This window comes from Sorangium sp. So ce385 (genome assembly GCF_051474135.1).
Classification (GTDB): domain Bacteria; phylum Myxococcota_A; class Polyangia; order Polyangiales; family Polyangiaceae; genus Sorangium; species Sorangium cellulosum_D.
The window spans coordinates 4,471,270-4,495,497 of the sequence record NZ_CP150337.1; the positions used below are offsets into that span (position 1 = coordinate 4,471,270).

Annotated in this window: 15 protein-coding genes and 1 pseudogene; 13 read left to right on the top strand and 3 right to left on the bottom strand. The window is 71.2% G+C overall.

The features are described from left to right. Positions 1 to 201: 201 nt before the first annotated feature. Complete coding sequence (locus tag WME83_RS16575; protein ID WP_437320256.1) at positions 202 to 876, bottom strand: hypothetical protein; 675 nt, start codon at positions 874 to 876, stop codon at positions 202 to 204. A gap of 438 nt (positions 877 to 1,314) precedes the next feature. On the opposite strand from WME83_RS16575, the gene WME83_RS16580 reads away from it, so the two are divergent. After that, the gene (locus WME83_RS16580; RefSeq protein ID WP_437320257.1) at positions 1,315 to 2,265 is read left to right on the top strand and encodes a hypothetical protein; all 951 of its coding nucleotides are present in this window, start codon (positions 1,315 to 1,317) and stop codon (positions 2,263 to 2,265) included. Between the two features lie 352 nt (positions 2,266 to 2,617). On the opposite strand, the gene WME83_RS16585 is transcribed toward WME83_RS16580, so the two are convergent. Then, on the bottom strand, positions 2,618 to 3,514 hold the full coding sequence (locus WME83_RS16585) for a hypothetical protein (RefSeq protein WP_437320258.1): 897 nt from the start codon (positions 3,512 to 3,514) through the stop codon (positions 2,618 to 2,620). A 1,102-nt stretch (positions 3,515 to 4,616) separates the two neighbouring features. Here WME83_RS16585 and WME83_RS16590 point away from each other — a divergent pair. Continuing rightward, positions 4,617 to 5,255, top strand: coding sequence for a cytochrome P450 (locus WME83_RS16590; protein ID WP_437322007.1), 639 nt, complete (start codon positions 4,617 to 4,619; stop codon positions 5,253 to 5,255). On the opposite strand, the pseudogene WME83_RS16595 reads toward WME83_RS16590, so the two are convergent. Continuing rightward, positions 5,246 to 5,563: pseudogene (locus WME83_RS16595) on the bottom strand (VOC family protein); the annotation flags it as partial. The gene WME83_RS16590 and the pseudogene WME83_RS16595 sit on opposite strands and share 10 nt — an antisense overlap. A 378-nt stretch (positions 5,564 to 5,941) precedes the next feature. Here WME83_RS16595 and WME83_RS16600 point away from each other — a divergent pair. From WME83_RS16600 to WME83_RS16650, 11 genes are all read left to right on the top strand, one after another. After that, positions 5,942 to 6,370: a GFA family protein gene (locus tag WME83_RS16600; RefSeq protein ID WP_437322008.1), complete on the top strand. Its 429-nt coding sequence runs from the start codon at positions 5,942 to 5,944 to the stop codon at positions 6,368 to 6,370. A 111-nt stretch (positions 6,371 to 6,481) separates the two neighbouring features. Then, positions 6,482 to 7,333: a hypothetical protein gene (locus tag WME83_RS16605; RefSeq protein WP_437320259.1), complete on the top strand. Its 852-nt coding sequence runs from the start codon at positions 6,482 to 6,484 to the stop codon at positions 7,331 to 7,333. A 485-nt stretch (positions 7,334 to 7,818) separates the two neighbouring features. Beyond that, positions 7,819 to 8,121 carry an RNA recognition motif domain-containing protein gene (locus WME83_RS16610; protein ID WP_437320260.1) on the top strand — a complete coding sequence of 101 codons (303 nt, stop codon included), beginning with the start codon at positions 7,819 to 7,821 and terminating at the stop codon, positions 8,119 to 8,121. A gap of 308 nt (positions 8,122 to 8,429) precedes the next feature. Next, complete coding sequence (locus WME83_RS16615) at positions 8,430 to 8,612, top strand: hypothetical protein (RefSeq protein ID WP_061628774.1); 183 nt, start codon at positions 8,430 to 8,432, stop codon at positions 8,610 to 8,612. 209 nt (positions 8,613 to 8,821) lie between these two features. Beyond that, the gene (locus WME83_RS16620) at positions 8,822 to 9,994 is read left to right on the top strand and encodes a DTW domain-containing protein (RefSeq protein ID WP_437320261.1); all 1,173 of its coding nucleotides are present in this window, start codon (positions 8,822 to 8,824) and stop codon (positions 9,992 to 9,994) included. 422 nt (positions 9,995 to 10,416) lie between these two features. After that, complete coding sequence (locus tag WME83_RS16625) at positions 10,417 to 14,364, top strand: protein kinase domain-containing protein (protein WP_437320262.1); 3,948 nt, start codon at positions 10,417 to 10,419, stop codon at positions 14,362 to 14,364. A gap of 450 nt (positions 14,365 to 14,814) precedes the next feature. Further along, positions 14,815 to 17,169 (top strand): pyridoxal-dependent decarboxylase, encoded by a 2,355-nt coding sequence (locus WME83_RS16630; protein WP_437320263.1) that lies wholly within the window; start codon positions 14,815 to 14,817, stop codon positions 17,167 to 17,169. Positions 17,170 to 17,581: 412 nt separating this feature from the next. After that, positions 17,582 to 18,559 carry a macrolide 2'-phosphotransferase gene (locus WME83_RS16635; RefSeq protein ID WP_437320264.1) on the top strand — a complete coding sequence of 326 codons (978 nt, stop codon included), beginning with the start codon at positions 17,582 to 17,584 and terminating at the stop codon, positions 18,557 to 18,559. Between the two features lie 96 nt (positions 18,560 to 18,655). After that, complete coding sequence (locus WME83_RS16640; protein ID WP_437320265.1) at positions 18,656 to 18,958, top strand: hypothetical protein; 303 nt, start codon at positions 18,656 to 18,658, stop codon at positions 18,956 to 18,958. Further along, positions 18,955 to 21,990 (top strand): ATP-binding protein, encoded by a 3,036-nt coding sequence (locus WME83_RS16645; protein ID WP_437320266.1) that lies wholly within the window; start codon positions 18,955 to 18,957, stop codon positions 21,988 to 21,990. The genes WME83_RS16640 and WME83_RS16645 overlap by 4 nt, the downstream gene beginning before the upstream one ends. 655 nt (positions 21,991 to 22,645) lie before the next feature. Beyond that, positions 22,646 to 24,031 (top strand): MFS transporter, encoded by a 1,386-nt coding sequence (locus WME83_RS16650; protein WP_437320267.1) that lies wholly within the window; start codon positions 22,646 to 22,648, stop codon positions 24,029 to 24,031. Positions 24,032 to 24,228 lie beyond the last annotated feature (197 nt).

Sequence of the window (24,228 nt, forward strand, 5' to 3'; positions counted from 1 at the left end):
CGGGCTGGGTAGGTCCGCGCGCGTCGCGTCCAGAGAAGGCGCGCGCCGCCCGGAGGGTGTCGCGAGCCTCCCGGTAGAATTGAATTTAACCCGGAGGGGGCCGAGAGCCTCCCGGGAGCGTCGAAATTTATCATGACCGTAATGAACGACGTCGACCCTCGACGGGCGTGCGCGTGACGAACGGGTCGAGCTGCGGGACGGTCACAAGGCAAGCGCAACGGTCCGCTCCAGCGCGGCGCCGTCGGGCAGCTTGTAGAGCACCGATCCCACGGCCACGAACCACGCGGTGAACAGCACATTACAGAGGAGCGCGGGGACGGGCCCGATGATGTACGGATACGCGCCCACGACATCGGCCACGCTCGTCGCGATGCCGAGAACCGCGACCCATCTCCCGTAGATCCCGCGTCTCATGATCAGGCTGAGCACGAGCGTCGCGGCTCCCAGCAGGAGACTGATCGCGTGCAGGCCGCCGTAGAAGACGGCGATGACGAGCGCCGCCACGTCCGGCGTGCCGATGCGTATACCGTATACGGGATACACGAGGCGACCGTGAACGATGCACAGGACGGCGATGACCGGAGCCGCCACCGCCATGAGCCCGCAAGCCGCGCCCGCCGCGCGTTTGTCGGTGCCAGCGAGGCTCGAGTACAGGGCGATGATGGCCGGCACCAGGAGCATCCCCGCGAAGAACAGCGCCTCGTTGGCGATGGCGAGGAGGGGCGCCCGCGAGGCGGTCCACGCGAGGATCTCCGGTCCGCCCGAGGGAGGCGGACCCGCGATGAGGTCGAGGACGGCCCTCAAGAGAAACAGGAGGCCGCTGGCGACGAGCGCCGCTCCCCCGAGCTTGTAGCTTCCTTTCGATGGACTCGACATGGTCGATCTCCTCTCGCGGCGTACCCTTCGGGCGAACGAGGTGGAACCTGCGTCGAGGGGGATGCCTCGGCCCGGCGCAGAGCAAGTGCCCTGATCCGGGTGACCCGAGCGTTCACGATGCCTCCGTGGCGCCGCGCGTCTGCCAGGTCGCGGATTATGCCTGCGCCCCCGCAGCCTGGCGTGGACCTCGCGGCTTCGACGGCGCGCTTTGGCGCGGCGCGGCGCCCACCGCGGCTTCCAGGCGGGGCTGCGCGACGCGCTGGTGCTCGCGGGGGACGCCTCCCGCGACCGGAGGGAGGCGCGCGGAGGGAGGCGCGCGCTCCCGCGAGAAAAATCCCTCCGCCGGCCGGCCTCGGCGGAGCGGGACGACCGGGGGCTCCTGCTGGTCCAGGGTCCCGCCGGAGGGCCCCGGTCCGGAGAACTCGCTAAGATATCCGTATGCGTCCGCTTGCCTTGTCCCTCGCCGCCCTCTGTCTCCTGCTCCCGGCCGCCGCGCCGGCGCTCGCCGAGGAGACCGTCAAGGACGAGGATTGGGCGAAGTCCCGTGGCTTCCGTCTCGGCGTGGAGGCGGACGTGCTCGTCAGCACCATCGAGGCGAACCTCCCGCGCCGGGAGGCGGCGAGCGGCGACGGGGCGAGCGCCGGCGAGGCGAGCGCCGGCGGGGAGGCGAGCTCTTTCGCGGCGTCCTTCGCGGCGGTCGCCCAGATCCCGCTGTTCGCGGGGCTCCACCTCGACGCCGAGCTGCCGTTCGCGTACGGGAGCAGCCAGGCGAGGCCGCCCGACGCGGCGGTGGGCGACGCGGCGACCGTCGCGCCGGAGCTCGAGGGGTTCTTCTTCGGCAACCCCTCGATAGGGCTCCACTACGTCGCGAGCGTCTTCCCCACGCTGATGGTCATCGGCGGGCTCTCGGCCTCCATCCCGATCACGCAGGACCCGTCCGACGACACGGCGGCGGCCGCGGCGGCGGCGCTGGCCGTGCGCGGGTACTTCGACGCGCAGCGGACGCTCCTGGAGCACGTCCCGCTGCGCGCCCGCGGCGGCGTCGAGCTGCGCCCGATCGAGGCGTTCTATGTGCGGAGCGATCTCGTGGCGATGTTCGCCATCCCCACCGCTGACGGGGAGACGGAGGTCTTCATCGAGCACGCCAGCGAGGCGGAGCTGCGCAGCCTGGGCGGGTTCGGGGTCGGCGCGCGGCTCCAGGCCGCGTTCCCGCTCACGCGGACCGACAAGGTGGCGCTCGCGGCCGAGCCGTTCGTAGGGATGGAGCCGCCCACGTCGGGCCTGTACTTCCGGGCCGGGCTGCTCGTGGCGCTGGACGCGCCGCTCGGGTTCGGCCTGGAGCAGGGCAAGCTCGCGACGGTCCGCGTCGCGCTGGGGGGCAAGTTCTGAGAGCGCCGTGCCTGTCCGTCATGCCCGCCCGTCACGGCCGGCAACAGATGCCACCCTCGCCGCAGGATGAGCCCTCGCACGCCGTGAGCCAGCCAATCAGGCTCGAACCCTCCTCGCAGCCTGCGACGTAGCTGGATCCGTCGCCTGGATCCAGCAACCTCCGTCCGCCAGCCTGGTCGCACGCCGCGAACGTCATCGGCGGCGGGGTTTCGCAGCAAAGGCCACCGTTTGTATCGCCGTCCGCCTCGAGCGTCCCTTTCAGCGCACGGCGCGCGGAGAGCGCCCTCTCGAATCGACGTATCCGAGCGCTCTGACCCGCTTTCATCAACCGTACGCCATGCGATGCCCCGTGTCACCTGGCCGGCAGCTCACCGAGCTGCCAGCTGCGTTCTTCCCACGGCACGGGCCCGGCAACGCTCTCTCCCAGCGCCTCTAGCTTCTTGATGGTCGCAGGCGTCGCGCGAAAGCTCGATCCGTCGAACGGAAAGATCAGGCTCGCGCGCCGCTCGCGCAGCGACGCGTCACGCCCCTCGCCGCACGCCTGCTGCAGGCGCTGCGCTTCGGCGGGGGTCGGCGTGACGAGCTCGTGGATCGCCAGCACGACATCGGTCCGCCCGTCGCCGTCTGCGTCGCGCAGCTGCACGTTGTCGAGCATCGAGGCCGGCGCGGACATGCACGGCATGAACGGGGTGAGCGCCGGGCCGAGCATCGCCACCTCCACCTTCTCACGCGAAAAGCGCAGCGCTCTCACCGCGCTCGGGCGCGGCGTGCCAGCGGTGATCCAGGTCGCGACGAAGAGCTCGCGGCCGCCGGCAGCGCGCAAGCGTTGCACGCGGGTCGGCTGCGAGTCCGCTTCGTGAACGTTCACCACCCACCACCGCGACGACCGCTGCTCCAGCAGAAACAGGCGCGTGGCCCAGCCCGCGCCCGGATCGGTGGCGACGACAATCGCCTCATCGGCGCCGGCGCGCGTGAAGTGCCCGCGCGCCGAGGATACCCAGATCGTGCCGATGCCATTGTCGTGACGTCCCGCGCCGGCTATCTCTGCACAGCCGAGCCGCCCTGTTCGCGGATCCTCGATCACGCGGCGGCAGATGGCGCGCAGCTGTTTCACCTCCTCGCTGGCGGCGCGCGGGCCGCTGACCGCGACGTCGCCCAGCGGCTTGAGGCGCAGGTCCTCGACGGGCTCGACGGACCTGGCAGAGGCCCGCGCCGGGGTCGGGGCGGGCGGCGCCGGCGCGGCGAGCACCGCGGCAGACGGCGCCGCTGGAGCTGCCGTCGACAGGGTGGTCGGGCCGGCGATCGAGCTCGCCGCGGACCGCGCCCCTGAACGCAGGACACGTGACGAGCTCGCCGGCTGCTCCGGCGCGACGTGCGTGGAGGCGCAGGCGACCGCGAGCAGCAGCGCAGAGACCGGGAAAACCACCTTTCGAACCATCTCGAGGCATGGAACACAGCCGCTTCGAGGGCGTCAACCCGGACCTGCTGCGACCGCGTGAGGCGACAAGACACCACGGAAGTGACAGCCCCCTTGCGGGGGCGCGCGCCTTGGCTGACGGGACTGTCGCGGTGGACATGCATTCGCTGGCACCGCGCTGGCATGTGCCGCGTCCCGTGCCAGCGCTGGCGCCGCCTGGAGCAGGTGATCGCGCCGTCCCGGAGGGCGTCATCGATGAGGTATCCTCCGGGCTCGGCCCGCTCCTCCCCAGGGCCGTCCAGGAGGCGACATCGTGAAGGCAGCTCCGGAGCAGATCCCGCCGCCGCCGAGGGGCTCCCTCGGCGAGCTCTTCAACCCTTTCCTCCCCGAGCAGATCGAGGACCCTTACCCGATCTACGCGCGCGCGCGGCGCGAGGAGCCGGTCTTCTATAGCCCCCAGCTCGACGTGTGGGTCGTCACCAGGTACGCCGACATCGCGGCCGTCCTGCGGGACACGGGCCGGTTCTCGTCCTTCAACTCGCTCTACGTCAGGGCCGAGCCGATCCCCGAGGTCCGCGCGGTCCTCCGCGAGGGGTACGAGGAGTTCACCTCGCTCGTGCAGAGCGACCCGCCCGATCACACGCGCGTGCGCGCCGTCTTCGGCAAGGCCTTCACCCCGCTGCGCGTGGCGGCGCTGGAGGGGCACATCCGCGAGCTCACGCGGGAGCTGATCGACGCCTTCATCCGCGATGGGCACGCCGAGCTGGTCTCGCAGATCGCCCTGCCGCTGCCGGGGTACGTCATCTGCGATCTGCTCGGGGTGCCGCGCTCCGAGATGAAGCAGCTCAGGGCGTGGCACGAGGACAAGCAGGCGCTGATGGCGGGGAGCGCGCCGCCAGAGGCGCAGGTGGCGAGCGCCCGCGGATACGTGGCGATGCAGCGCTATTTCCAGGCCCAGATCGAGGCGCGCCGCGCCGAGCCGCGGGAGGATCTGCTCTCGCTCCTCGTCCCGGAGGAGATCGGCGGGAGCGCGGCGCTGAGCATGCAGGAGGCGGTCTGCAACGCGATGGATCTGCTGGCCGCCGGGCACGAGACGACGACGGCCCTGCTCGCGAGCGGGATCGACCTCTTGCTCGCGCACCCGGAGGTGGCAGAGGCGCTGCGCGGGGACCCGTCGCTGATCCCGGGCGCGATCGACGAGATGCTGCGCTGCGAGTCCCCGGTCCGCGGCTTCTTCCGGGCGGTGACGGCGGATGCCGAGGTGGCCGGGGTCCGTATCCCGAAAGGCGCACGGGTGTACCTGCTGTATGCGTCGGGGAACCGGGACGAGGCGGAGTTCGCCGACGGCGAGCGCTTCGACATCCACCGCAGGGACACGGGCAAGCACCTCGCCTTCGGCAAGGGCATCCACTTCTGCGTCGGCTCGCTGCTGGCGCGCACGGAGGCGAAGATCGCGCTCGAAGAGCTCCTCGAGCGGCTGCCCGGCCTGCGGCGCGGGAAGGACCCCGCGCGCCGGAGCCCGTTTATCCTCATGCGCGCGTTCGACTCGCTCCCCATCGCGTGGGACGCGTAGCCCTCCCCCGCGCCGCGCCGGCGACGTGGCAATTGTACCCCTTGTGCCTTCAGCTGGCGCTGCAGGTCGCGGATATCGGTGAATGAGGCGAGCTTCTGGGCGTTCTGGTCCCAGCCGGGGTTGGAGGTGAGGATGTTCTTCTCGAACATCCCCTGAAACAGCCCGATCACGCGGTCGCAGTCCTTCAAGAGCAGCCAGTTCTGCGCGGCATCCCCGGCGAAGGCCTTGAAACCGAACTTCTCGTAGAACCTCCTCGAAGCCTCGAGATCCTTGACAGCCAGGCTGATCGAAAACGCGCCGAGCTCCATGCTTTGCTCCTTCCGGTACGGAGACGGATGCCGGACGACCTGCCGTTGTGCCGCGGGCGCGGCTGCGCGGCGCCGCCCGTCTGTCAACGGACCGCGCCGCCTTGACCGCGCCTCTGCCCGCCGCGAGGATCTCCTCGTGCTCCTCACCACGGCGCGTCTCCTCCCCTCCAGGCGCCCTCGACCCTCCGGGAAGGCTGCGACCGCCGCCGGAGTTCGACGGATTCACCCTGTAGCGCTGGACAGCATTTGGGCCTTGCGACTCAGCGCCGATCCGTGAGACTTTCCGTGGGGAGGTCACGAAAGGCGACGAGCTAGATAGACCTGGTCCGGCGGCTTTGGTTGACCCATCGACGGATAGTCAGGCTGCACCCGATGCCCATGGAGCGCTCCGGTCAATGTGTCTGCGGCTCTGTCCGGTACGTCTGCGTCGGTGAGCCCGAGCGCGTCACGGTCTGCCACTGCCTATGGTGTCAGCGTCGTACCGGCACAGCGTTTGGGGTCGAGGTGGTGTTTCAAGAGCAGAACGTCAGTTTCTCAGGCCTCGCTCCGGCCAGCTACCGTCATACATCGGACGAGTCAGGCCGATGGCTAGAGGTCTACTTCTGCCCTCGTTGCGGTTCGAACCTCGGGTTCACGCTGGAGGCCGTGCCTGGCGTCCGCACAGTGCCGGCAGGCACGTTTGATGATGCGGCATTCCTGGACACCAAGCACATCAAGTTCCGTCATGTTTTTGCGCGCACACGCCGCGCGTGGGGTGAGCTCACCTCGGAGGTGGAGGTCTATGAACGGCACTTCCGGCCCCAGTAGCGCAAGAGTGCCGCCTGACCCTCCGCTGCACCCGAAGTGCTACAGCGGGCTTCGCCCGCTCGCGCGCTCGGGTGAGCTCAAGCGTTCGGCCGCAGGAGGCGGCTTCGGAACATGGGATCAGACGCCGTAGCCTACATCTTCGACGACGCGGCCTATCGGGAGCGTGTCGTCCCTGCTCTCCGGCGCTTCGTCCAGACGGGTGGGGCCGACGGATGGCTCGACGATTTGCTCCGCCGGCTCGCTGGCGGTGTTTGGGAGTTCGACTTCCCCCGCATCCGGGGGCTCGGCTTCTCCTTCGACGCTGTATGCGACTACCTCGGCGCTGACTTCTCGTTCGCCGGGTCGGGGGCCGATCCATGGTCGTACAGCTGGGAGCCGCGGGCTTGCCCATCCGCCACCTGTCCCGCAAGGGAGCTCTGCCCGCTCCACCGATCGCGGCAGCCGGCGGCGGCGGAGAGCTTCAACTTCCTTCTGGAGGCGTGCGTCGTCGATCAGTGCCTCGGGCCGGGGCAGTTCCTGGGGCGGACGGTCAGCCCGCTGTGGTACGCCGATACCCTGGCCGCCGCGGGCTTCAGCCCCGAACACCCGGTGTTCGATGGCCTCCGGAAGCTGGAGTACCGAGGCTTCGTGGTCGGCTACCAGTTCGCCAACTCGGACGGCATCCACGGCTGGCTGACCGCGGGTGAGACGGAGGCGTTCCACGCGCACCTCCGGGGGCTGGACCTGCCCCGGTTCGAGTCGTCGTTCGCGGCGATGGAGGGCTTCCGGCGGGACGGGGGGTACGAGGTTCCCCCGCCGTACTCTTTCGAGCAGTTGAGCCTCGCGTTCCTCCGCACCGTCGCCGGGATGGCGGCCGCTGCCGGGCGCGGGCTGTTGTGGGGGAACGACGTTTCGACGTACTGGAAGGACGAGCAGACGGCCGAACCCTCGGCCGCATCCCCCGCGAGGACCACGCCATGCTGAGAAGAGCTGGGTGGTCGTGCCCGCGCGGTCGGCATAGGCCACCGATCTCGCCGCTGCTCCCGTTCGCCAGCGGCGTCACCGTGACGTTGGATACAAGGGAGTACTTCTGGAGGCCGGCCACGGCGGCGGGCTCATCACCGGCGGATCGGCGCCGCCTTCTGCAAGGGCCGTCCGCGCCTTTGCCCTGACTTCTCGCAGATCGCCCGGGACGCGCCGCGCATGGAAGAATCTTGCATGGTATGCCTTGCGCACCACGCCGTGCCGGAGTACCTTGCCTCCCTCACGACGTCACTGGCCCTCGACACGATGCTTTTTCTCCCTCTGCATGAGGGGGGCGTTGCTCGCGCGGATGACTGGACGACGCACCGTGTGCCTGCGCGGGATTCGCCGCGCGGCACGTCACCGTTCGATCCGCAACGGCTTCATCGAATGGCAGGCGAATGAGCGCTCACGAGCGCAGCTGCAGGCCGTGAAAGCAATGTGTCATGGGTAATCGTCTTTACGTCGGCAATCTCTCGTACAACACCACGCGCGAGTCTCTCGAGAGCGCGTTCTCCGGCAGCGGCGAGGTCCGCGAGATCTCGATGCCGACCGACCGCGAGACCGGCCAGCTGCGCGGGTTCGCGTTCGTCACGATGGGCTCGGCCCAGGATGCGAACAGCGCGATCTCGCAGCTCAACGGCTTGATGCTCGACGGGCGCGCGCTCAAGGTCAACGAGGCGCAGGAGCGCCCGAGCGGCGGCGGACGCGGCGGCTTCGGCGGTGGCGGCGGGCGCGGTCGTTACTGATCGCGCCGCTCGTCCCGTCGAAATAGGGCGGCGGACCCCTGGAGGTCCGCCGCTTTTTTTGTCACCCCGTGAGCCTGCGCAGGAGCCAGTCGAGCTCGAGCGGGCTACCGAGCGCGCGGGAGAGGGCCTCTCCGCGTGCTCGTCTCGTCGAACGTGCCAGAGAAACCAGGCTGCTCGTGTGACGTGTGGGCACACGCTCCGGGACGACCGCAACCACATGTCGGTCTGTCCGGGCGTGCGCCGACAGATCTCACCGAGAAGCCCATTTCAGGATGCCCAATCAAAGGCGTCCTGAGGCTGGAGTCATCATGCAACGACAGACCGCGTTGAAGCGCCAGAAAGAGCGCGCCCGTATCGAGAAGCAGCGCGAGAAGACGGCGAACCGCCTCGAGCGCCGCAATGACAAGGGATCGAGCGGCGGTCTGGCGCCGGGTGAAGATCCGGATATCGCCGGCATCGTCCCAGGGCCGCAGCCGCCCGCCGTCGATTGAGCCCGGTCACCGCGCCGCGCCGCTCCGCGCGGCGCGGGTCGCGAGCCGATGCCCTGCCGGGATAGACCTTCCTGACCGCTCACGCCCGGCTCCTCGAGGGGGCTCGGCCTCGCCAAGGCGCGCGGACGCCAGCATCTTGTTCTCGTCGTGGCGCCCTCGGCGGTTCATTTCTCGGTCGATCGCCCCGGCCGGTGCTCTAGGGTGCCCCCATGCGCGACGTCTGCTGGCGCTGCCGGCGCCCCCGTCCGGTCTGCTACTGCGCGCTCCTGCCCTCCTTGCCGACGAGGACCCGGGTCGTGCTCCTCCAGCACCCGCGCGAGCGGCGCGTGGGCATCGGCACGGCGCGCATGACCCACCTCTCCCTGCCCAACTCCGAGCTGCACGAAGGGGTGGTCTTCGAAGACGACCCCAGGATCGCCGCCCTCGCCGCCGATCCGACGACGGCCGTGCTCTATCCCGGGGGCGACGCGCGCCCGGCGGACGATGCGCCGGTGCGCTCGCTCATCGTCGTCGACGGCACGTGGTGGCAGGCGAGGAAGATGCTCGCGCTGAACCCCCGCCTGGCCGCGGTGCGCCGCATCGGCGTCACGCCCCGGGCGCCGGGCAACTACCGCATCCGCAGGGAGCCGCGGCCCGAGTGCCTCGCCACGGTCGAGGCGGTGGCCAGCGCGCTCGGCGCGCTCGAGGGCGAGCCCGCGCGCTTCGACGCGATGCTGCGGGCCTTCGCGTTCATGGTCGACCGGCAGATCGAGCACCAGGCGCGGAGCACGGCCCCGCGGAAGCGGCGCGCCCAGGCGCCCCCGCCGCTCTCGGCGCTGCGCCCCCACCTCGCGGACCCGGCGAGCGTGGTGCTCGTCGACGGCGGCGCCAACGCCGGGTGGCCGGCGGCCGACGGCGCGGTCGAGCCCAGGTCCGAGCTCGTGCACCTCGTGGCGTGCCGCGCCTCGGGCGAGCGCTTCGAGGCGTTCCTCCGGCCGCGGCGCCCGCTGGGCCCGAGCGTCGCGCACCAGCTCGAGGTGCCCGAGGCCCGCCTGCGCGACGGCGAGGACGCGGGCGCCGCCCTGGCCCGGTTCCGCGCCTTCGTCGGCGACGGCGTGCTGGGCACCTGGGGCGTCTTCACGGTCGACCTGCTCGCGCAGGAGGGCCTCCGGCGCCCGCCGTTCGTCGACCTGCGCGACCTCTGCATGCGACACCTGCGGCGGCGCCCCGGCGGCATCGCCAGCGGGGCGCGGGCGCTCGGGGCCGGGGAGCCGGCGCCGCGGGGCGCCGGCCGGTGCGGGCGCACGGTGGGGTGGCTCGAGGTCGTGCTCGCGCGCCTGCTCGCCCTCGCGGACGACAGCGAGGCCTTGGGCGGCCAGATGCGCCCTGCGGGAGGTGATTGACGGTATGCGCGGCCAGACGTCTGGACGAGAGCCGGTCATCAGAGATCAGCCCCGAGCTCCCGTACACGATCTCGCGGCCCCACCGGCCGACGCCTCCCTCGCGCACCTCCTCGAGCGCCTGATGCGCGGGACGGCCGGACGCGAACCCGATGATACCGTCGAGCTCGATCCAGAAGTGTGCAGGGAATGCCCTGTTGCTCCACGTGCACCCAGGCCGCCTCTGGGCGAGGGTGGACCATGTCCATTGCGGAGGACGAAGCTCTGCGAAGTAATCCCCGGGGACATCAACTCACTCCAACACGACGAGCCAAGCTTCGAGAGTGGGCACCGGTGGAGCTCACGCTCGCCCACATGCGTCACCGCGCCCTTACCGGGCAAAATCTCTTGAGCCCTGATCACCGCGGCGGCACGCTCGCCTTTCGATGCACAGGGGGCAGCTCTTCAGCGGCCGTTTCGAGCTCGTGGCACGCGCAGGCTCGGGGGGAATGGGGACGGTGTGGCGTGCGCTCGACGGGATGACGGGCCGGCCGGTGGCGCTCAAGCTCCTCACCCGCGTGAGCGACGGCGATACCGCCAGGTTCCGGCACGAGGCGCGCATCCTCGCGGGGCTCTCGCACCCGCACGTGGTGCATTACGTTGCGCACGGGGTCGGGCCTTCGGGCGAGCCTTACCTCGCGATGGAGTGGCTCGACGGCGAGACCCTCGCCGACCGGCTCGACGGCGCGGGCCTGACGCTCGAGGAGAGCCTCAGCCTCGCCCACCACGTCGCGAGCGCGCTTGCAGAGGCCCACGTCCGCGGCATCGTGCACCGCGATATCAAGCCGAACAACCTGCTCCTGGTCGGCGGCGAGATCGACCGGGTGAAGGTGCTCGATTTCGGCATAGCGTGGCAATCGGGGGCGACGAGGCGCCTGACGCAGACGGGATCGATCCTCGGGACCCCTGGGTACATGGCGCCGGAGCAGGCGCGCGCGGAGCGCGAGGTGGGCCCGCCGGTGGACGTCTTCGCGCTCGGGTGTGTGCTGTTCGAGTGCTTGACGGGCAAGCCCGCATTCCAGGGGGAGCACCTCATGGCGCTGCTCGCGAAGCTCCTCCTCGAAGAGCCGCCGCGCCTGCTCGAGCTCCGGCCGGACGTGCCCGCAGGCCTCGCGGACCTGGTCGAGCGGATGCTCGCGAAAGAACCCGCGGAGCGCCCCGCGGACGGGGCGGCCGTGCTCGCGGCCCTCCGGTCGATGGGCGCTGACGCGGAGCCGCGCAGTCGCGCCGAGGTGCGCGCCGGTCCCCCGTCGATCACCCGCGCGGAGCGGCGGCTCGTGTCCATCGTGGCGGTGGCGCCGGCGCTCGATCAGCGGGGCGACGAGGCCCGGACGATTGTCGGTGAGGAGACGATTCCCACCGCACGGACGAGGCGCGCCCGAGGCTCGCCGCGGGGCTTCGTCGACGCCGTGCGGCGCGCGGCGGTGCCGCTCGGCGCGCGGGTCGAGGAGCTCGCGAACGGCGTCGTCGTGGCGGTGCTGCTCGGCGAGGGCAGCGTGACGGATCAAGCGGCGGCGGGGGCGCGCTGCGCGCTCTGGGTGAGGTCAGCGACGGACGCGGCGATCGTGCTGGTGACGGGCCGCGGCGAGGCGACCAACCGGCTGCCCGTGGGGGAGGCTCTGGAGCGGGCAGCGGCGTTGCTCGACGAGGCGCGCGGTCTCGGGGGCAGGAGCTCGCTGGTGCGTATCGACGACGTCACCCGCGCGCTGCTCGATTCGCGCTTCCAGGTTGTCGAGGAGGCGGGCCGCATCCTGCTCCAGGACGTGCGGCCGATCGGAGATGAGTCGCGCACCCTCCTCGGCAAGCCGAGCCCTTTCGTCGGCCGCGACCGGGAGCTCCGGAGCGTCGTCGACCTGATCGAGGGCAGCTTCGAGGAGCGGCGCCCGGTCGCGCTCCTTGTGACGGCGCCCCCTGGCATGGGCAAGTCGCGCCTGCGGCAGGAGATCGTCCGCGTGGTCCGGGGACGCCACCCCGACGTGGCGCTCGCGATGGCCCGCCCCGACGCGCTCGGCGCGGGCTCGGCCTTCGCGATGCTGTCGGAGGCGCTGCGCGGCGCCCTCGCGATCACGGCCGGTGAGACGCTCTCCTCCCAGCAGGAGAAGATAAAGCACCTCGTCTCCCTCTTTCATTCGGGCGAAGAGGCGAGGCAGATTGCGGAGTTCCTGGGCGAGCTCGTGGGCACGCCATTTCCGGACGAGGACAGCCCTCGGCTGCGCGCCGCCCGGCAGAGCCCGCAGCTGATGGCCGAGCAGGTGGAAGCGGCGTACGTCCGCCTCATCGCCGCCGTGGCGGGCACGCGACCGGTCCTCCTGGTGCTCGAGGATCTCCACTGGGGAGACGCGCCCTCGATCAAGATCGTCGACGCGGCGCTGCGCGATCTCGACGATCGGCCGTTCGCGGTGATCGCCTTCGCGCGCCCGTCCGTGCACGACGCCTTCCCGAGGCTTTGGGCGACGCGGAACGCCCACCAGATCCGCCTCAACGAGCTCTCGCGGCGCGCGGCGGCCGAGCTCGTGCAGCGCATGCTCGGCGGGGCCGTGGAGCCCTCCCAGGTCGCGGCGATCGTCGAGCGGTCGGGAGGGAACGCGTTTTACATCGAGGAGCTGATCCGCGCGGTGGCCGAGGGGCGAGGGGAGACGCTGCCCGACACCGTGCTGGGCATGGTGGAGGCGCGCCTCGCGGCGCTCGCGCCCGAGGCGCGGCGGCTGCTCCGGGCAGCGAGCATCTTTGGCGAGGTGTTCTGGAAGGGAGGTGTACGCGCGCTCCTGGGGGAGGATGAGCCGGTGGACGCCTGCCTCGCGCAGCTCTGCGACGACGAGCTCATCACGTGGCGGATCCAGTCCCGCTTCGCGGGCGAGGAGGAGTACGCGCTCCGTCACGCGCTGCTCCGCGAGGGCGCCTATGCCATGCTCGCCGACCGCGATCGGCCGCTCGGGCACAAGCTCGCGGGCGCATGGCTGGAACGGGCCGGCGAGCGGGATCCCGTGGTGCTGGCCGAGCATTTCGAGCGCGGCGGCGAGGGCGCGCGCGCCGCCGAGTTCTACCTCGCGGCCGCGGAGCAGGCCCTGCGCGGCGCCGATCTCAGGGTGGCGATCGATCGCGCCGAGCGCGGCATCGCCTGCGGGGCCTCGGTGGAGACGGTGGGGGCGCTCCGCGCGGTCCAGGCCGAGGCGGGGATATATCTGTCGGACCACGTGAGCGCGTATGAGTGGGCCTCTCAGGCGCTCTCGGTGGCCGACCCGTCGAGCGCGAGCTACTGCCGCGCGCTGGGGTTTGCCCTTATTTCCGTCTGGAACAGCGGGCGGTCCGAGTTGCTGGGTGGCCTGATGCAGCGCCTATCGACCTTGGAGCCGCCTCGTTCGGGGCTCTTCTGGGTCATGATGGCGTACGAGCAAGTCACCTACACGCTCCTGCTCGCGGGCATGCGCGACGCGGCTCACGGCTGCCTGCAGCGCATGGAGCGCTTCGTCGCGGAGGCAGGGGGAGTCGACGCGTCGATCCGGGGCTGGCTGGAGCTCTCGCGTGGGGCCTGGAGCCGCCACGCGGAGCGCGATGCGTTTCGAGCGCTCAGCCACAACCGAGAAGCGCTCAGATGCTTCGAGCTCGGCGGAGACCGACGCTATCTCTTGAACGCTCAGATCTACGTCGAGATGAGCAACGAGGGGCTCGGCGCCCTCGAAGAGGCCGAGCAGAGCCTCACGCGCGCGCTCGCCTCGGAGAGCGCGAGGGGATACCACGGCGCCATCGTCGTGTATCACCTCGCGTTCGTGCTCCTGCAAAGGGGCAAGCACGAGCAAGCCATCGAGCTCCTCGAGAGCTATTTCCGCGACGTTGCCGGCGCCGTGGTCGATCAGATGATCGCGATGATGCGCGTCGTCCTTTGCGCCGCGCAGCTCCGCTCGGGCCGGCTCGATCTGGCCGAGGCCGCGGTCCGCGAGCTGGGTGAGCCCTCGGCGCATCCGCTCTATCTCGCCGCGGCCCTGAGCACCGTCCTCGCCGAGCTCCGGCTCGCGCAGGGCCGGGCTGAGGAGGCGGTCAAGCTCACCCGCGAGATCAGGGATCGCGTCCGGAGTATCGGGACATCCCCGTGCCTTCACGAGTTCGACCTGCCGCTGATCCACGTGCTTGCGCTGCAGGCGAGCGGCGACTCCGAAGGGGCCCGCGCGGCGCTGCGAGCCGAGCGGGACGATCTGCTCGCCCAAGCCGCCGCGATCCCCGACCCTGCCTACCGGCGGAGCTTCCTCGAGGGCCTGCCAGCCCGCGCGCGCCTGCTCGCCCTCGCGCGCGAGCAGCTGGACGGGCAGCCGGGGATCCAGTGCGTCGTGCGAGCCTGAGGACGAATACCGACGAGCAGCAGGCGGAAACGGTTCGACCGGTATCGTCAACAGGTTGTGGCACCCGCCGGATCCGCCGAGGAGCAAGCTGGAAGAGCACGGCACCCAGCAAGAGGAGATGCCGCAAGGGCGCAAGAGGCGCAACGGGACAGAGATGGATCTGTACTCGTCTCTTCCCCTTGCGTCCTTTGCGCCCTTGCGGTCCTCTTCCCATGAATGGACACCGCCGGAATGAGCGCTCGCGTCGCTGGCCTGCCAGAGGTAAGCCGATGTAGCCCGTACCGCAGTTCACGCCGGGTCATCACCGGCCCAGGGCGGATCGCGCCGGCTTGACCGTGGCCAAGGTGACCTTGTACCGTCTGGCCACCCTCGTTGCGAGATCCCTCGAGACGGCGACCACAGAGGAGCAAAACCATCATGAGCGGGCGGGCGTCGAACGACAGATCCAGGATGAAACAATACCTTCAATTCGGCGACGGGCCGTTCCTCAAAGGGGCCGGGACCAGGGCGCCGGAGGCGTGGTTTCTGGGCCCGAAGGCCGAGAACGCCGACGAGCTCGAGAGGCTCATCGTCGAGGCCATCCGGGACCACTCGTTCTGGCGGCGGAATTTCCACCCTCAGGATCCCACGCACATCACCGAGCAGTCCAAGCGACACCCGGCCTACCTCCACGCGATGGACTCGCTGAAGGACAACTTCCGGTCGCTCATGTCGTTCCTCAAGAAATCGGTGCCCTTCTTCAGCGATCGGTACCAGGGGCACATGAACTGGGACACCTCGATCCCCAGCGTGCTCGGCTACTTCGCCGCGATGCTCTACAACCCCAACAACGTCGCGTTCGAAGGGTCCACGGCGACCACGATCCTGGAGATGATCGTGGGCGACGATCTCTGCCGGATGCTCGGCTATCCGCTGCCGGACGACGGCGCCGGCGAGCAGGCCGTTCGACCCTGGGGGCACATCACCTGCGGCGGCACGGTCGCGAACATCGAGGCGATCTGGTCCGCCAGGAACCTGAAGTTCTACCCGCTGTCGCTCCGGGACGCGCTGAAGTCCGAGCCGAGCCTCGCGGCGGCGCGCGAGCTCGTCGTGACCACGTGCGACGGCAGGCGCGCGCTGCTCGGCGCGCTCGACGCCTGGTCGCTCCTGAACCTCAAGGTGGACGAGATCCTCGCCCTGCCCGCGCGCCTCACGCAGGAGTACGGCATCCCGAGCGACACGATCACGGCCGCGATGGCGGGCCACTCCCTCCAGCACCTCGGGATCCAGGAGCTCTACCGGCGGTGTGGGGCGGACCTGCCGTGCTCGCCCGTGTTCCTCGTCCCCGCCACGAAGCATTACTCATTCCCCAAGGCCGCGGCGGTGCTGGGCATCGGCTCGGCGAACGTGCTCGACATCCCCGTGGACTGCGACGCGCGGATGAGCCTCTCCGCGCTGGAGGCGACCTTGAAGCGCTGCCTCGACGAGCGGCGGCCGGTCTACACCGTGGTGAGCGTCGTCGGGAGCACGGAGGAGAGCGCGGTGGATCCGCTGAAGGGGATCCTCGAGCTGCGCCATCGATTCCAGAAGGAGGGGCTCTCGTTCACGGTCCACGCGGACGCCGCGTGGGGCGGCTATTTCGCCTCGATCCTCCGCCCCGACGAGGGGCCGCGCGCGAAGGACGCGCCCTCGGGGCCCGCGGCCGAGATCGGGATGAGCAGGTACGTGACGGCGCAGCTCTCGGCGCTCGGCCGGGCGGATTCGATCACGGTGGACCCGCACAAGTCGGGCTACGTCCCTTACCCCGCCGGGGCGCTCTGCTACCGCAACTCGGCGATGCGCGACATGGTGACGTTCAAGGCCCCGTACATCGTCCACGGGGACGCGGAGCCGACCGTGGGCATCTATGGGCTCGAAGGGTCGAAGCCAGGCGCCGCGGTGGCCGCGGTCTACCTGAGCCACAAGGTCATCCGGCCCACCCGGAGCGGGTACGGGCAGCTCCACCGGAAGGCCCTGTTCAACTGCAAGAGGTTCTACGCGCGGCTCCTCTGCCTGGCCCGCCCGGAAGATCGGTTCGTCATCGTCCCGGTCCCGCGGCTCCCAGCGGAGATCGGCGGCGGCGACGCGGAGAGCGAGCTGCAGTTCATCCGCGAGCGGATCAACAAGCCGAGCCTCGAGGAGCTCCTGGCCGACCCCGAGGCGATGGCGCTGCTGCCGGAGCTCGGTCCCGACCAGAACATCCTCACCTACGCCGTCAACTTCAAGCACCCGGACGGCTCGATCAACACCAGCCTCGACATGATGAACCGCTTGAACAAGGCGATCTATGATCTCTTGAGCATCGCCCCCGGGGACGACATCTATCACTACCGGATGATCGTGAGCACGACCGACTTCAGCGAGGAGCATTACGGCAAGATCTTCATCGAGGACTACAAGCGGCGCCTCGGGGTCTCGGCGTCGCCGGGCTCGACGGTGACGGTGCTGAGGTCCACGATGATGGCGCCCTGGCTCCTGGAGTCTCCCGAGGGGAGCATCCTGGACGTGCTGGAGATCGAGCTCCGCGATGCGATCTTCAAAGCGATGATGCGCGACTCGATGCTCCAGGTCTTCGAGGAGATCGACACGAATCGGGATGGCACCCTGGACGTCGCCGAGATCATGGCGAAGTTCCGCGAGAAGGGCTTCCAGGACGGCGATATCGACGAGTTTTTGCAGGTCTGCGACGTCGACAGGAACGGCAGCGTGTCGGTGAGCGAGTTCCTCGGGGCGTTCTCGCACTTCCTGGTGAAGGCAAAGCTCTCGGGGAGAGAGGCGAAGGTGTAGCCAGGTGAAGGGGACCCTCGCTGGCTGGATGGAGGCCGAGCCGTGAGCTCGCGGCGCCGCCGTGCCGCTCGGCCAGCGTCGAGCCGAGCGCCGTGAACGCCGTTGCGGCGCAGGGCGCGGCGTGAGATGCTCCGTCCGTGGCATTCATCCGGCTGCGCTGAGCTCGGCATCCTCGTCTCCCCCGTAGCCCCGGCACGGCCGGGTCGGCGTGGCGAGCGCGCGGGTGCCCGTCCGTGCTCCGTCTTCCTCGGATTCCCCCGCAACGCGGAAGACCGGGGCGCGGAGCCTCACGCCCGGCAGCCTGGAAGGAGCATGCCACGCACGCCTGGCCGGTCGTGAGCTCGCGCCGCGAGTCTTCCCCATCATCCATGCGCGCCGCCCGCAGCGGCGGCGCGCGACGAGGCTCGCGATCATGACCGAACGTACCCAACCCCCGTCTCCTTCCTCCTTCGCGCCCATCGACTCCGTCGCCGCGCTCCTCGATGCGGCGCGCCGCGAGGGGCTCCGGCTCGTCGCCTCGCAGGAGGGCTTCGACCAGACCGGGCTCGACTTCCTCGCCGTGCACGCCCGCGACGAGGAGGGCGTGCCGTGGATCGTGCGCACGCCGCGCCGGGCCGCCGTCGTCGAGGCCGCGCGCGTCGAGGCGCGCGTGCTCGCCCTCGTGCGCGGGCGCTTGCCGGTCGCCGTCCCCGACTGGCGTGTGCACACCGACCAGGTGATCGCCTACCCGAGGCTCGGCGACGTGCCCGCGATCACCATCGACCCCGAGGCGGGCGTGCGCTGGAACCGCGTCGACCCGGCGGCGCCCTCGGAGGCGTTCGTCGCGTCGATGGCCGACGCCCTGGCGGCGTTGCAGCGCGTGGACGTGGCGGCGATCGCGGCGGCGGGCGTCCCGGTGAAGTCCATCGACGACACGCGGCAGCTCCACGCCCGGGCCATGGACGAGACGCGCGCCGCGCTCTCGCCCCCCGACGCCCTCTGGGCGCGGTGGCAGCGCTGGCTCGCGAACGACGCGATCTGGCCGCGTCACCTCGCCCTCGTGCACGGCGACCTCCACCCCGGGCACATGCTCCTCGACGAGGGCGGCCGGCTCACCGGGATCCTCGACTGGACCGAGGCCCACCTCGGCGACCCCTCGGTCGACCTCGCCCTCTTCGCCGGCGCCTTCAGCAAGGCCGCGTTCGACGCGTGCATCGCGCGCTTCGAGGCGGCCGGCGGCGCGACCTGGCCCGGCCTCGCGGCCCACGCCCAGGAGCGCTGGGCGGCCTGGCCCGCCATGGCGGCGAAGTGGGGGATGGACACGGGCAACGAGGGCGTGATCGCGCACGCGCGCTCGATGCTCGGCCAGATCGCGGCCGAGGGCGGGGGAGGGGTCCAGGGGGCTGGGTGAGCCAGAACCCACGAGGATCGTCGATCTTTTCTGCGCTTCTCCCGGCCTCCATGTTCGCATGACAGCGCGACCCCACCCTGAGTAGCCTCTTGCCGTATGCGCGGAGGACACGACGCGGAGGCCGGCGCGGCGGATCGCGCGCTCGTGCTCGCCCTGCTGGGCGCCGTCCTCCTCGTGTCGCCGGCGCGCCTGCTCTGGGCGCGCGGCCCGCTCGCGGTGGCGGCCGTCTTCGCGGTGTGGGTCGCGCTGATCGCCCTCGCCTGGCTCGCGACGCGCGCCGACCGCGGCGACGGCGACCGCGGCGACGCCGGCCGCGGCGACGGCGACCGCGGCGACGGCGCCCGCGGCGACGGCGACCGCGGCGACGGCGCCCGCAGCGAGCGGGAGCCGCCGCCGTGATCGACGTCGGCGTCCTCCTGTTCGCCACGGTGGCGTGGCTCGCCGTGCTCGCCGCCATCGCGCTCGCCGCCCAGCGCGAGCGGATCCCCCGCGCGCTCGCGCGCCACCCGCTCGTGCTCGCCCTCTCGCTCGGCGTCTACGCCTCGTCGTGGACCTACTACGGCGGCGTCGGCTTCGCGCAGCGCCACGGGCTCGTCTTCCTCGCCGTCTACCTGGGCCCGACCCTCGCGTGCATGGCCACGCCGCTCCTCTGGTCGCGCGTGCTCCACATCACGCGCGAGCAGCGCCTCTCGTCGCTCGCCGACCTGCTCGCCTTCCGCTTCCAGAGCCCCGCCGCGGGGGCGCTCGTCGCCGCGTTCTCCCTCGTCGCCAGCCTGCCCTACGTCGCGCAGCAGTTCCGCGCGACCGAGCAGTCGGTCCGCGTGCTGTCCGGGCCGGGGCACGAGGAGGCCGTGGGCGCCGTCTTCTGCGCGCTGCTCGCCCTGTTCACGGCGTTCTTCGGCGCCCGCCCGTCCGCCGAGCGCCGGCGCGAGGACGGCCTCGCCGCGGCGGTCGCGTTCGAGTCGGCGGCGAAGCTCGCCGTGCTCGCGGCCGTGGGCCTCGTCGCCGTGCTCGGCGCGTTCGGCGGGCCCTCCGGGCTCGCGGGCTGGCTCCGCGATCACGCCGCCGAGGTCGAGGCGCTCGCCCGCCCCGTGCGCGAGGACAGCGGCTGGACCTCGATGCTCGTCATCAGCTTCGCCGCGGCCTTCCTGCTGCCGCGGCAGTGGCACATGGCCTTCGCCAGCGGCGCCGGGGACCGGGCGCTCGCCAGGGCGGCCTGGGCCTTCCCGCTGTTCCTGCTCGCCCTCAACCTGCCCGTCCTGCCCATCCTCTGGGCCGGGACCCGCCTCGCCCCCGCCGGGCCCGCCGACAGCTACGTGCTGCTCGTGCCCCAGCTGCTCGACCAGCGCTGGCTCGCCCTCGCCGCCTTCATCGGCGGCATCTCCGCGGCGAGCGCCATGGTCATGGTCACCGCCGTCGCCCTCGCGAACGACAGCGCGACCCACCTGCTCCTGCCGCTCGCCCGGAGGACGCTGCGCCGCAACGTCTACGCGCGCGTGCTGTGGATGCGCCGCGGGCTCCTCACCGCCATCCTCGTGGGCGGGTGGCTCTTCCACCGCGCGCAGGCGAACCGCGGGCTGCTCGTCGAGAGCGGCATCGTGTCGTTCGTCGCCTTCGCGCAGCTCCTGCCGGGGCTCTTCGCCGTGCTCTTCTGGGAGCGCGCCACGCGCGCGGGGTTCATCGCCGGGCTGCTCGCCGGCATCGCCTCCTGGACGGCCCTGTGCCTCGCGCCGCTCTTGCCCGGGATGCCCGGGCTCGATCCGGCGTGGCTCGGCCTCCTGCTCGAGGGCGCGGACCCCGCGGGCCGCGCCGCGCGCGCGGCGCGCGCCCTGCCCATCGACACCTGGTCGCTGCCGACGTTCGTGTCGCTCGCCGTCAACGGCGGCACGCTCGCGCTCGTCTCGCTGCTGCGCCCGCCGGCCAAGGCGGAGCGCGAGGCGGCGCGCCTGTGCAGGCGGCGCGAGATCGGCCCGTCGGTGGAGCGCGCGACCGTGCCCTCGAGCGTCGGCGCGCTGGAGGAGCGGCTCGCCCGGCTGCTCGGCCGCGAGGCGGCGGGCATCGAGGTCACGCGCGCCCGCATCGAGCTCGACATCCCGCGCGACGAGACGCGGCCCACCGAGCTCCACGCGCTGCAGGAGCGGCTGCACCGCAACCTGTCGCCGCTGGTCGGCCCGGTGCTCGCGAGGACGGTCGCGGAGGAGGCGGGCGCCCCCGCCGCGGCGCCGGGCGCGGGCGGCGCGCTCACCGAGGAGCTCCGGTGGCTCGAGCGCCGCCTCGCGCGCGGGGAGACGCGGCTCGTCGGCGCGGCGCGCGAGCTCGACCTCTTGCGGCGGTGGCTCCGCTCGGTGCTCGCGCAGCTGCCGCTCGGCGTGTGCGCCGTGGGCTCCGACGGCGCGGTAAGCCTCGTGAACCGGCGGCTCGAGGCGCTCGTCGGCGCCCCGGAGCGCGACCTCGTCGGCGCGCCGCTCGACCGGCTGCCGGCCCCGTTCGCGGAGCTGTTCGCCCGCGCGGTCCGCGCGGCGTCCGCCGGCGAGGCCGGCGCGGGCGCCGAGGAGATCGAGGCGCACGTGGCCGGGCGCGCGCGCTCGCTGCGCGTGCACCGCGCCGCGCTCGATCCGCTCGACGCGCGCGCCGCCTCGGGCGGCGTCGTCCTCCTCGTCGAGGATCGCACCGAGCAGCGCGCGCTCGAGGCGCAGCTCGCCCACAAGGACCGGCTCGCCCAGCTCGGCCGCCTCGCCGCGGGCGTGGCCCACGAGGTCGGCAACCCGCTCACCGGCATCGCCTGCCTCGCGCAGAACCTCCGGGCCGAGGCCGACAGCGACGAGATCCGCGCGCGGGCGGGGCTCATCCTCGGCGAGACCGCGCGCATCGAGGCCATCCTGCGGACGCTGCTCGAGCACAGCCGCACCGGCGCCGTGCCGTCGCCCGGCGAGGGCCCGCGCGCGCGGGTCGGGCGCGTGTCGCTCGCCCAGGTGGTCGCCGAGGCCGAGCGGCTGCTCCGGCTCGACCGCGCGGCGCCGCACGTCCGGGTGGAGCAGGCCTGCCCGGAGTCGCTCGTCGTCGTCGGGGATCGGCGCGAGCTCGTGCAGGTCTTCGTCAACCTGCTCGCGAACGCCCGCGACGCCTCCGGGGCCGGCGCGACCATCGCCGTCCGCGGGCGGATCGAGGCGGGCGAGATCGTGGTCGAGGTCGAGGACCACGGCTCGGGCATCCCCGAGGAGCTCCTCGCCGCCGTGTTCGAGCCGTTCGTGACGACGAAGCGCGATCCGAGCGGCACGGGGCTCGGGCTGCCGCTGTCGCGCTCGATCGTCCAGGATCACGGCGGCACGCTCACGCTGCGGAGCGCGGTGGGGCAGGGGACGACGGTCGTCGTGCGGCTCCCGCTCGCGGGCGCGCCCGGGGCGCGGCGCGGGCCCGAGGCGGCGCCGTGAGCCGGACCGCGCGGGGCCAGGGCGGAATGGCCCTCTGGAACACCGGCGGGTGTTACCGATCGTAACGGGATCTCACCGGACCGGCCTGGCTCGCCGAGAGAGCACTCCGGAACACCTGGGGTGTTACCGATCGTAACAAGATTTCACGGAACGGGCCTGACGCGACGAGTTGGACCTCGGGAACACCTGGGGTGTTACCGATCGTAACGAGATTTCACGAAACGGGCCTGACGCGACGAGTTGGACCTCGGCGAGACCGGGCGTGTTACCGATCGTAACGGGATCTCACCGGACAGACCTGACTCGACGGGATGGCACTCCGGAGCACCGGCGGGTGTTACCGATCGTAACGGGACGTCGCCGGACGGGCCTGTCTACGTGATTGGCCCGTAACAGAACGGGTATTCTCGCGGCGCCTCGCGTGGTATTTGGATCCTGGAGATCAGCAGACGCAACACTGGGGGGGACGCGGCGTCGAGCCGCGCGCCGCCCCGTTGCCCGGACTCTCGTCCCCCGAACGCGGCCGCGCCGTCGCGCGCGGGGGCGCGAGAGATCCTGCACGACACCGTGGCTCCCTCTCCGCGGCGCGACGCCGGCACGAGGCCGACTTCGGCCCTCTCGACAAGCGCTGGAACTCCTTCGAGGAACCGCTCCCATGGCACAGACGTCTTCCGAATTCCTCGCCGTGACCCCACCGAGCCACACCCGCGAGGCCGGGCGCGAGGTCGTCGACAGCGGCACGCTCTGGAAGGTCATCTTCGCGTCCGCCGGCGGCACAATGATCGAGTGGTACGACTTCTACATCTTCGGGAGTCTGGCCGCGATCATCTCCACGCATTTTTTCCCGAAGGACAACCCCACGGCGGGCTTCCTGCTGACGCTGGGCACGTTCGCCACCGGCTTCGTCGTCCGCCCGTTCGGCGCGCTCGTGTTCGGGCGCATCGGCGATATCGTCGGCCGGAAGTACGCGTTCCTCGTGACCTTGCTGCTCATGGGCGGCGCGACGTCGCTCATCGGCATCTTGCCGACCTACGAGAGCGCCGGGCTCGTCGCCCCGCTGGCGCTGGTCCTGATCCGCCTCGTGCAGGGCCTCGCGCTTGGGGGCGAGTACGGCGGCGCGGCGGTGTACGTGGCCGAGCACGCGCCGGACGAGAAGCGCGGCTTCTACACCTCGTTCATCCAGATCACGGCGACGCTCGGCCTGTTCGTCTCGCTGGCGGTGATCCTCGGCAGCCGCCTCATCGTCGGCGAGGACGCCTTCAAGGAGTGGGGCTGGCGCGTCCCGTTCCTCCTCTCGGTGCTCCTCGTCGGCGTGTCCTTCTACGTGCGCGTCCGCCTCAAGGAGTCGCCGATCTTCGCGAAGCTGAAGGCCGAGGGGAAGACGTCGGCCGCGCCCATCAAGGACAGCCTCGGCAACAAGCGCAACTGGAAGGTCATCCTGATCGCGCTCTTCGGCGCCACGGCCGGCCAGGGCGTCGTCTGGTACACGGGGCAGTTCTATGCCCTCTACTTCCTGCAGAACACGCTGAAGGTCCCGTTCATCACGTCCACGGTCGTGGTCGCCGCGGCGCTCGCCCTCGGCATGCCGTTCTTCGTGTTCTTCGGCGCGCTCTCGGACCGCATCGGCCGGAAGAAGATCATGATCGCGGGCAACCTGTGCGGCGCGATCGGGTTCTTCCCGGTGTTCTGGGCGATGAAGCAGAACGCGGACAGCCCGGTCGTGCTCACCCTGCTCGTGTTCGTGCTCGTGCTCTTCGTCACGATGGTCTACGGCCCGATCGCGGCCTACCTCGTCGAGGCCTTCCCCGCGAAGGTGCGTTACACGTCGCTCTCGATCCCGTACCACGTCGGCAACGGCGTGTTCGGCGGGCTGCTCCCGCTCATCGCCTCCTCGGTGACGGTCGCGACCGGCAACATCTACGCGGGCCTCCTCTACCCGATCGCGGTGGCGCTCATCACCGTGGTGGTCGGCGGGATCTTCCTGAAGGAGCGCAGCGACGTGCGCCTCTGGGACGAGCTCGAGCGCCCGCGCGAGTCCTGACGTCCGCAGAGCTCGGTCGAGCTCGTCTCCGATCTCGTAAGAGAATTTGAACCACAGAGGGCACAGAGGAGAGAATAATCTCTGTCCTCTGTGCCCTCTGTGCCCTCTGTGGTTCAATTCTCTCCCTCTCCTCACGCATCATTTCGTGATCCGATGTCAGGGTGAGAGAGCGGCCGCGCTCGACGATGCGTGCAGCG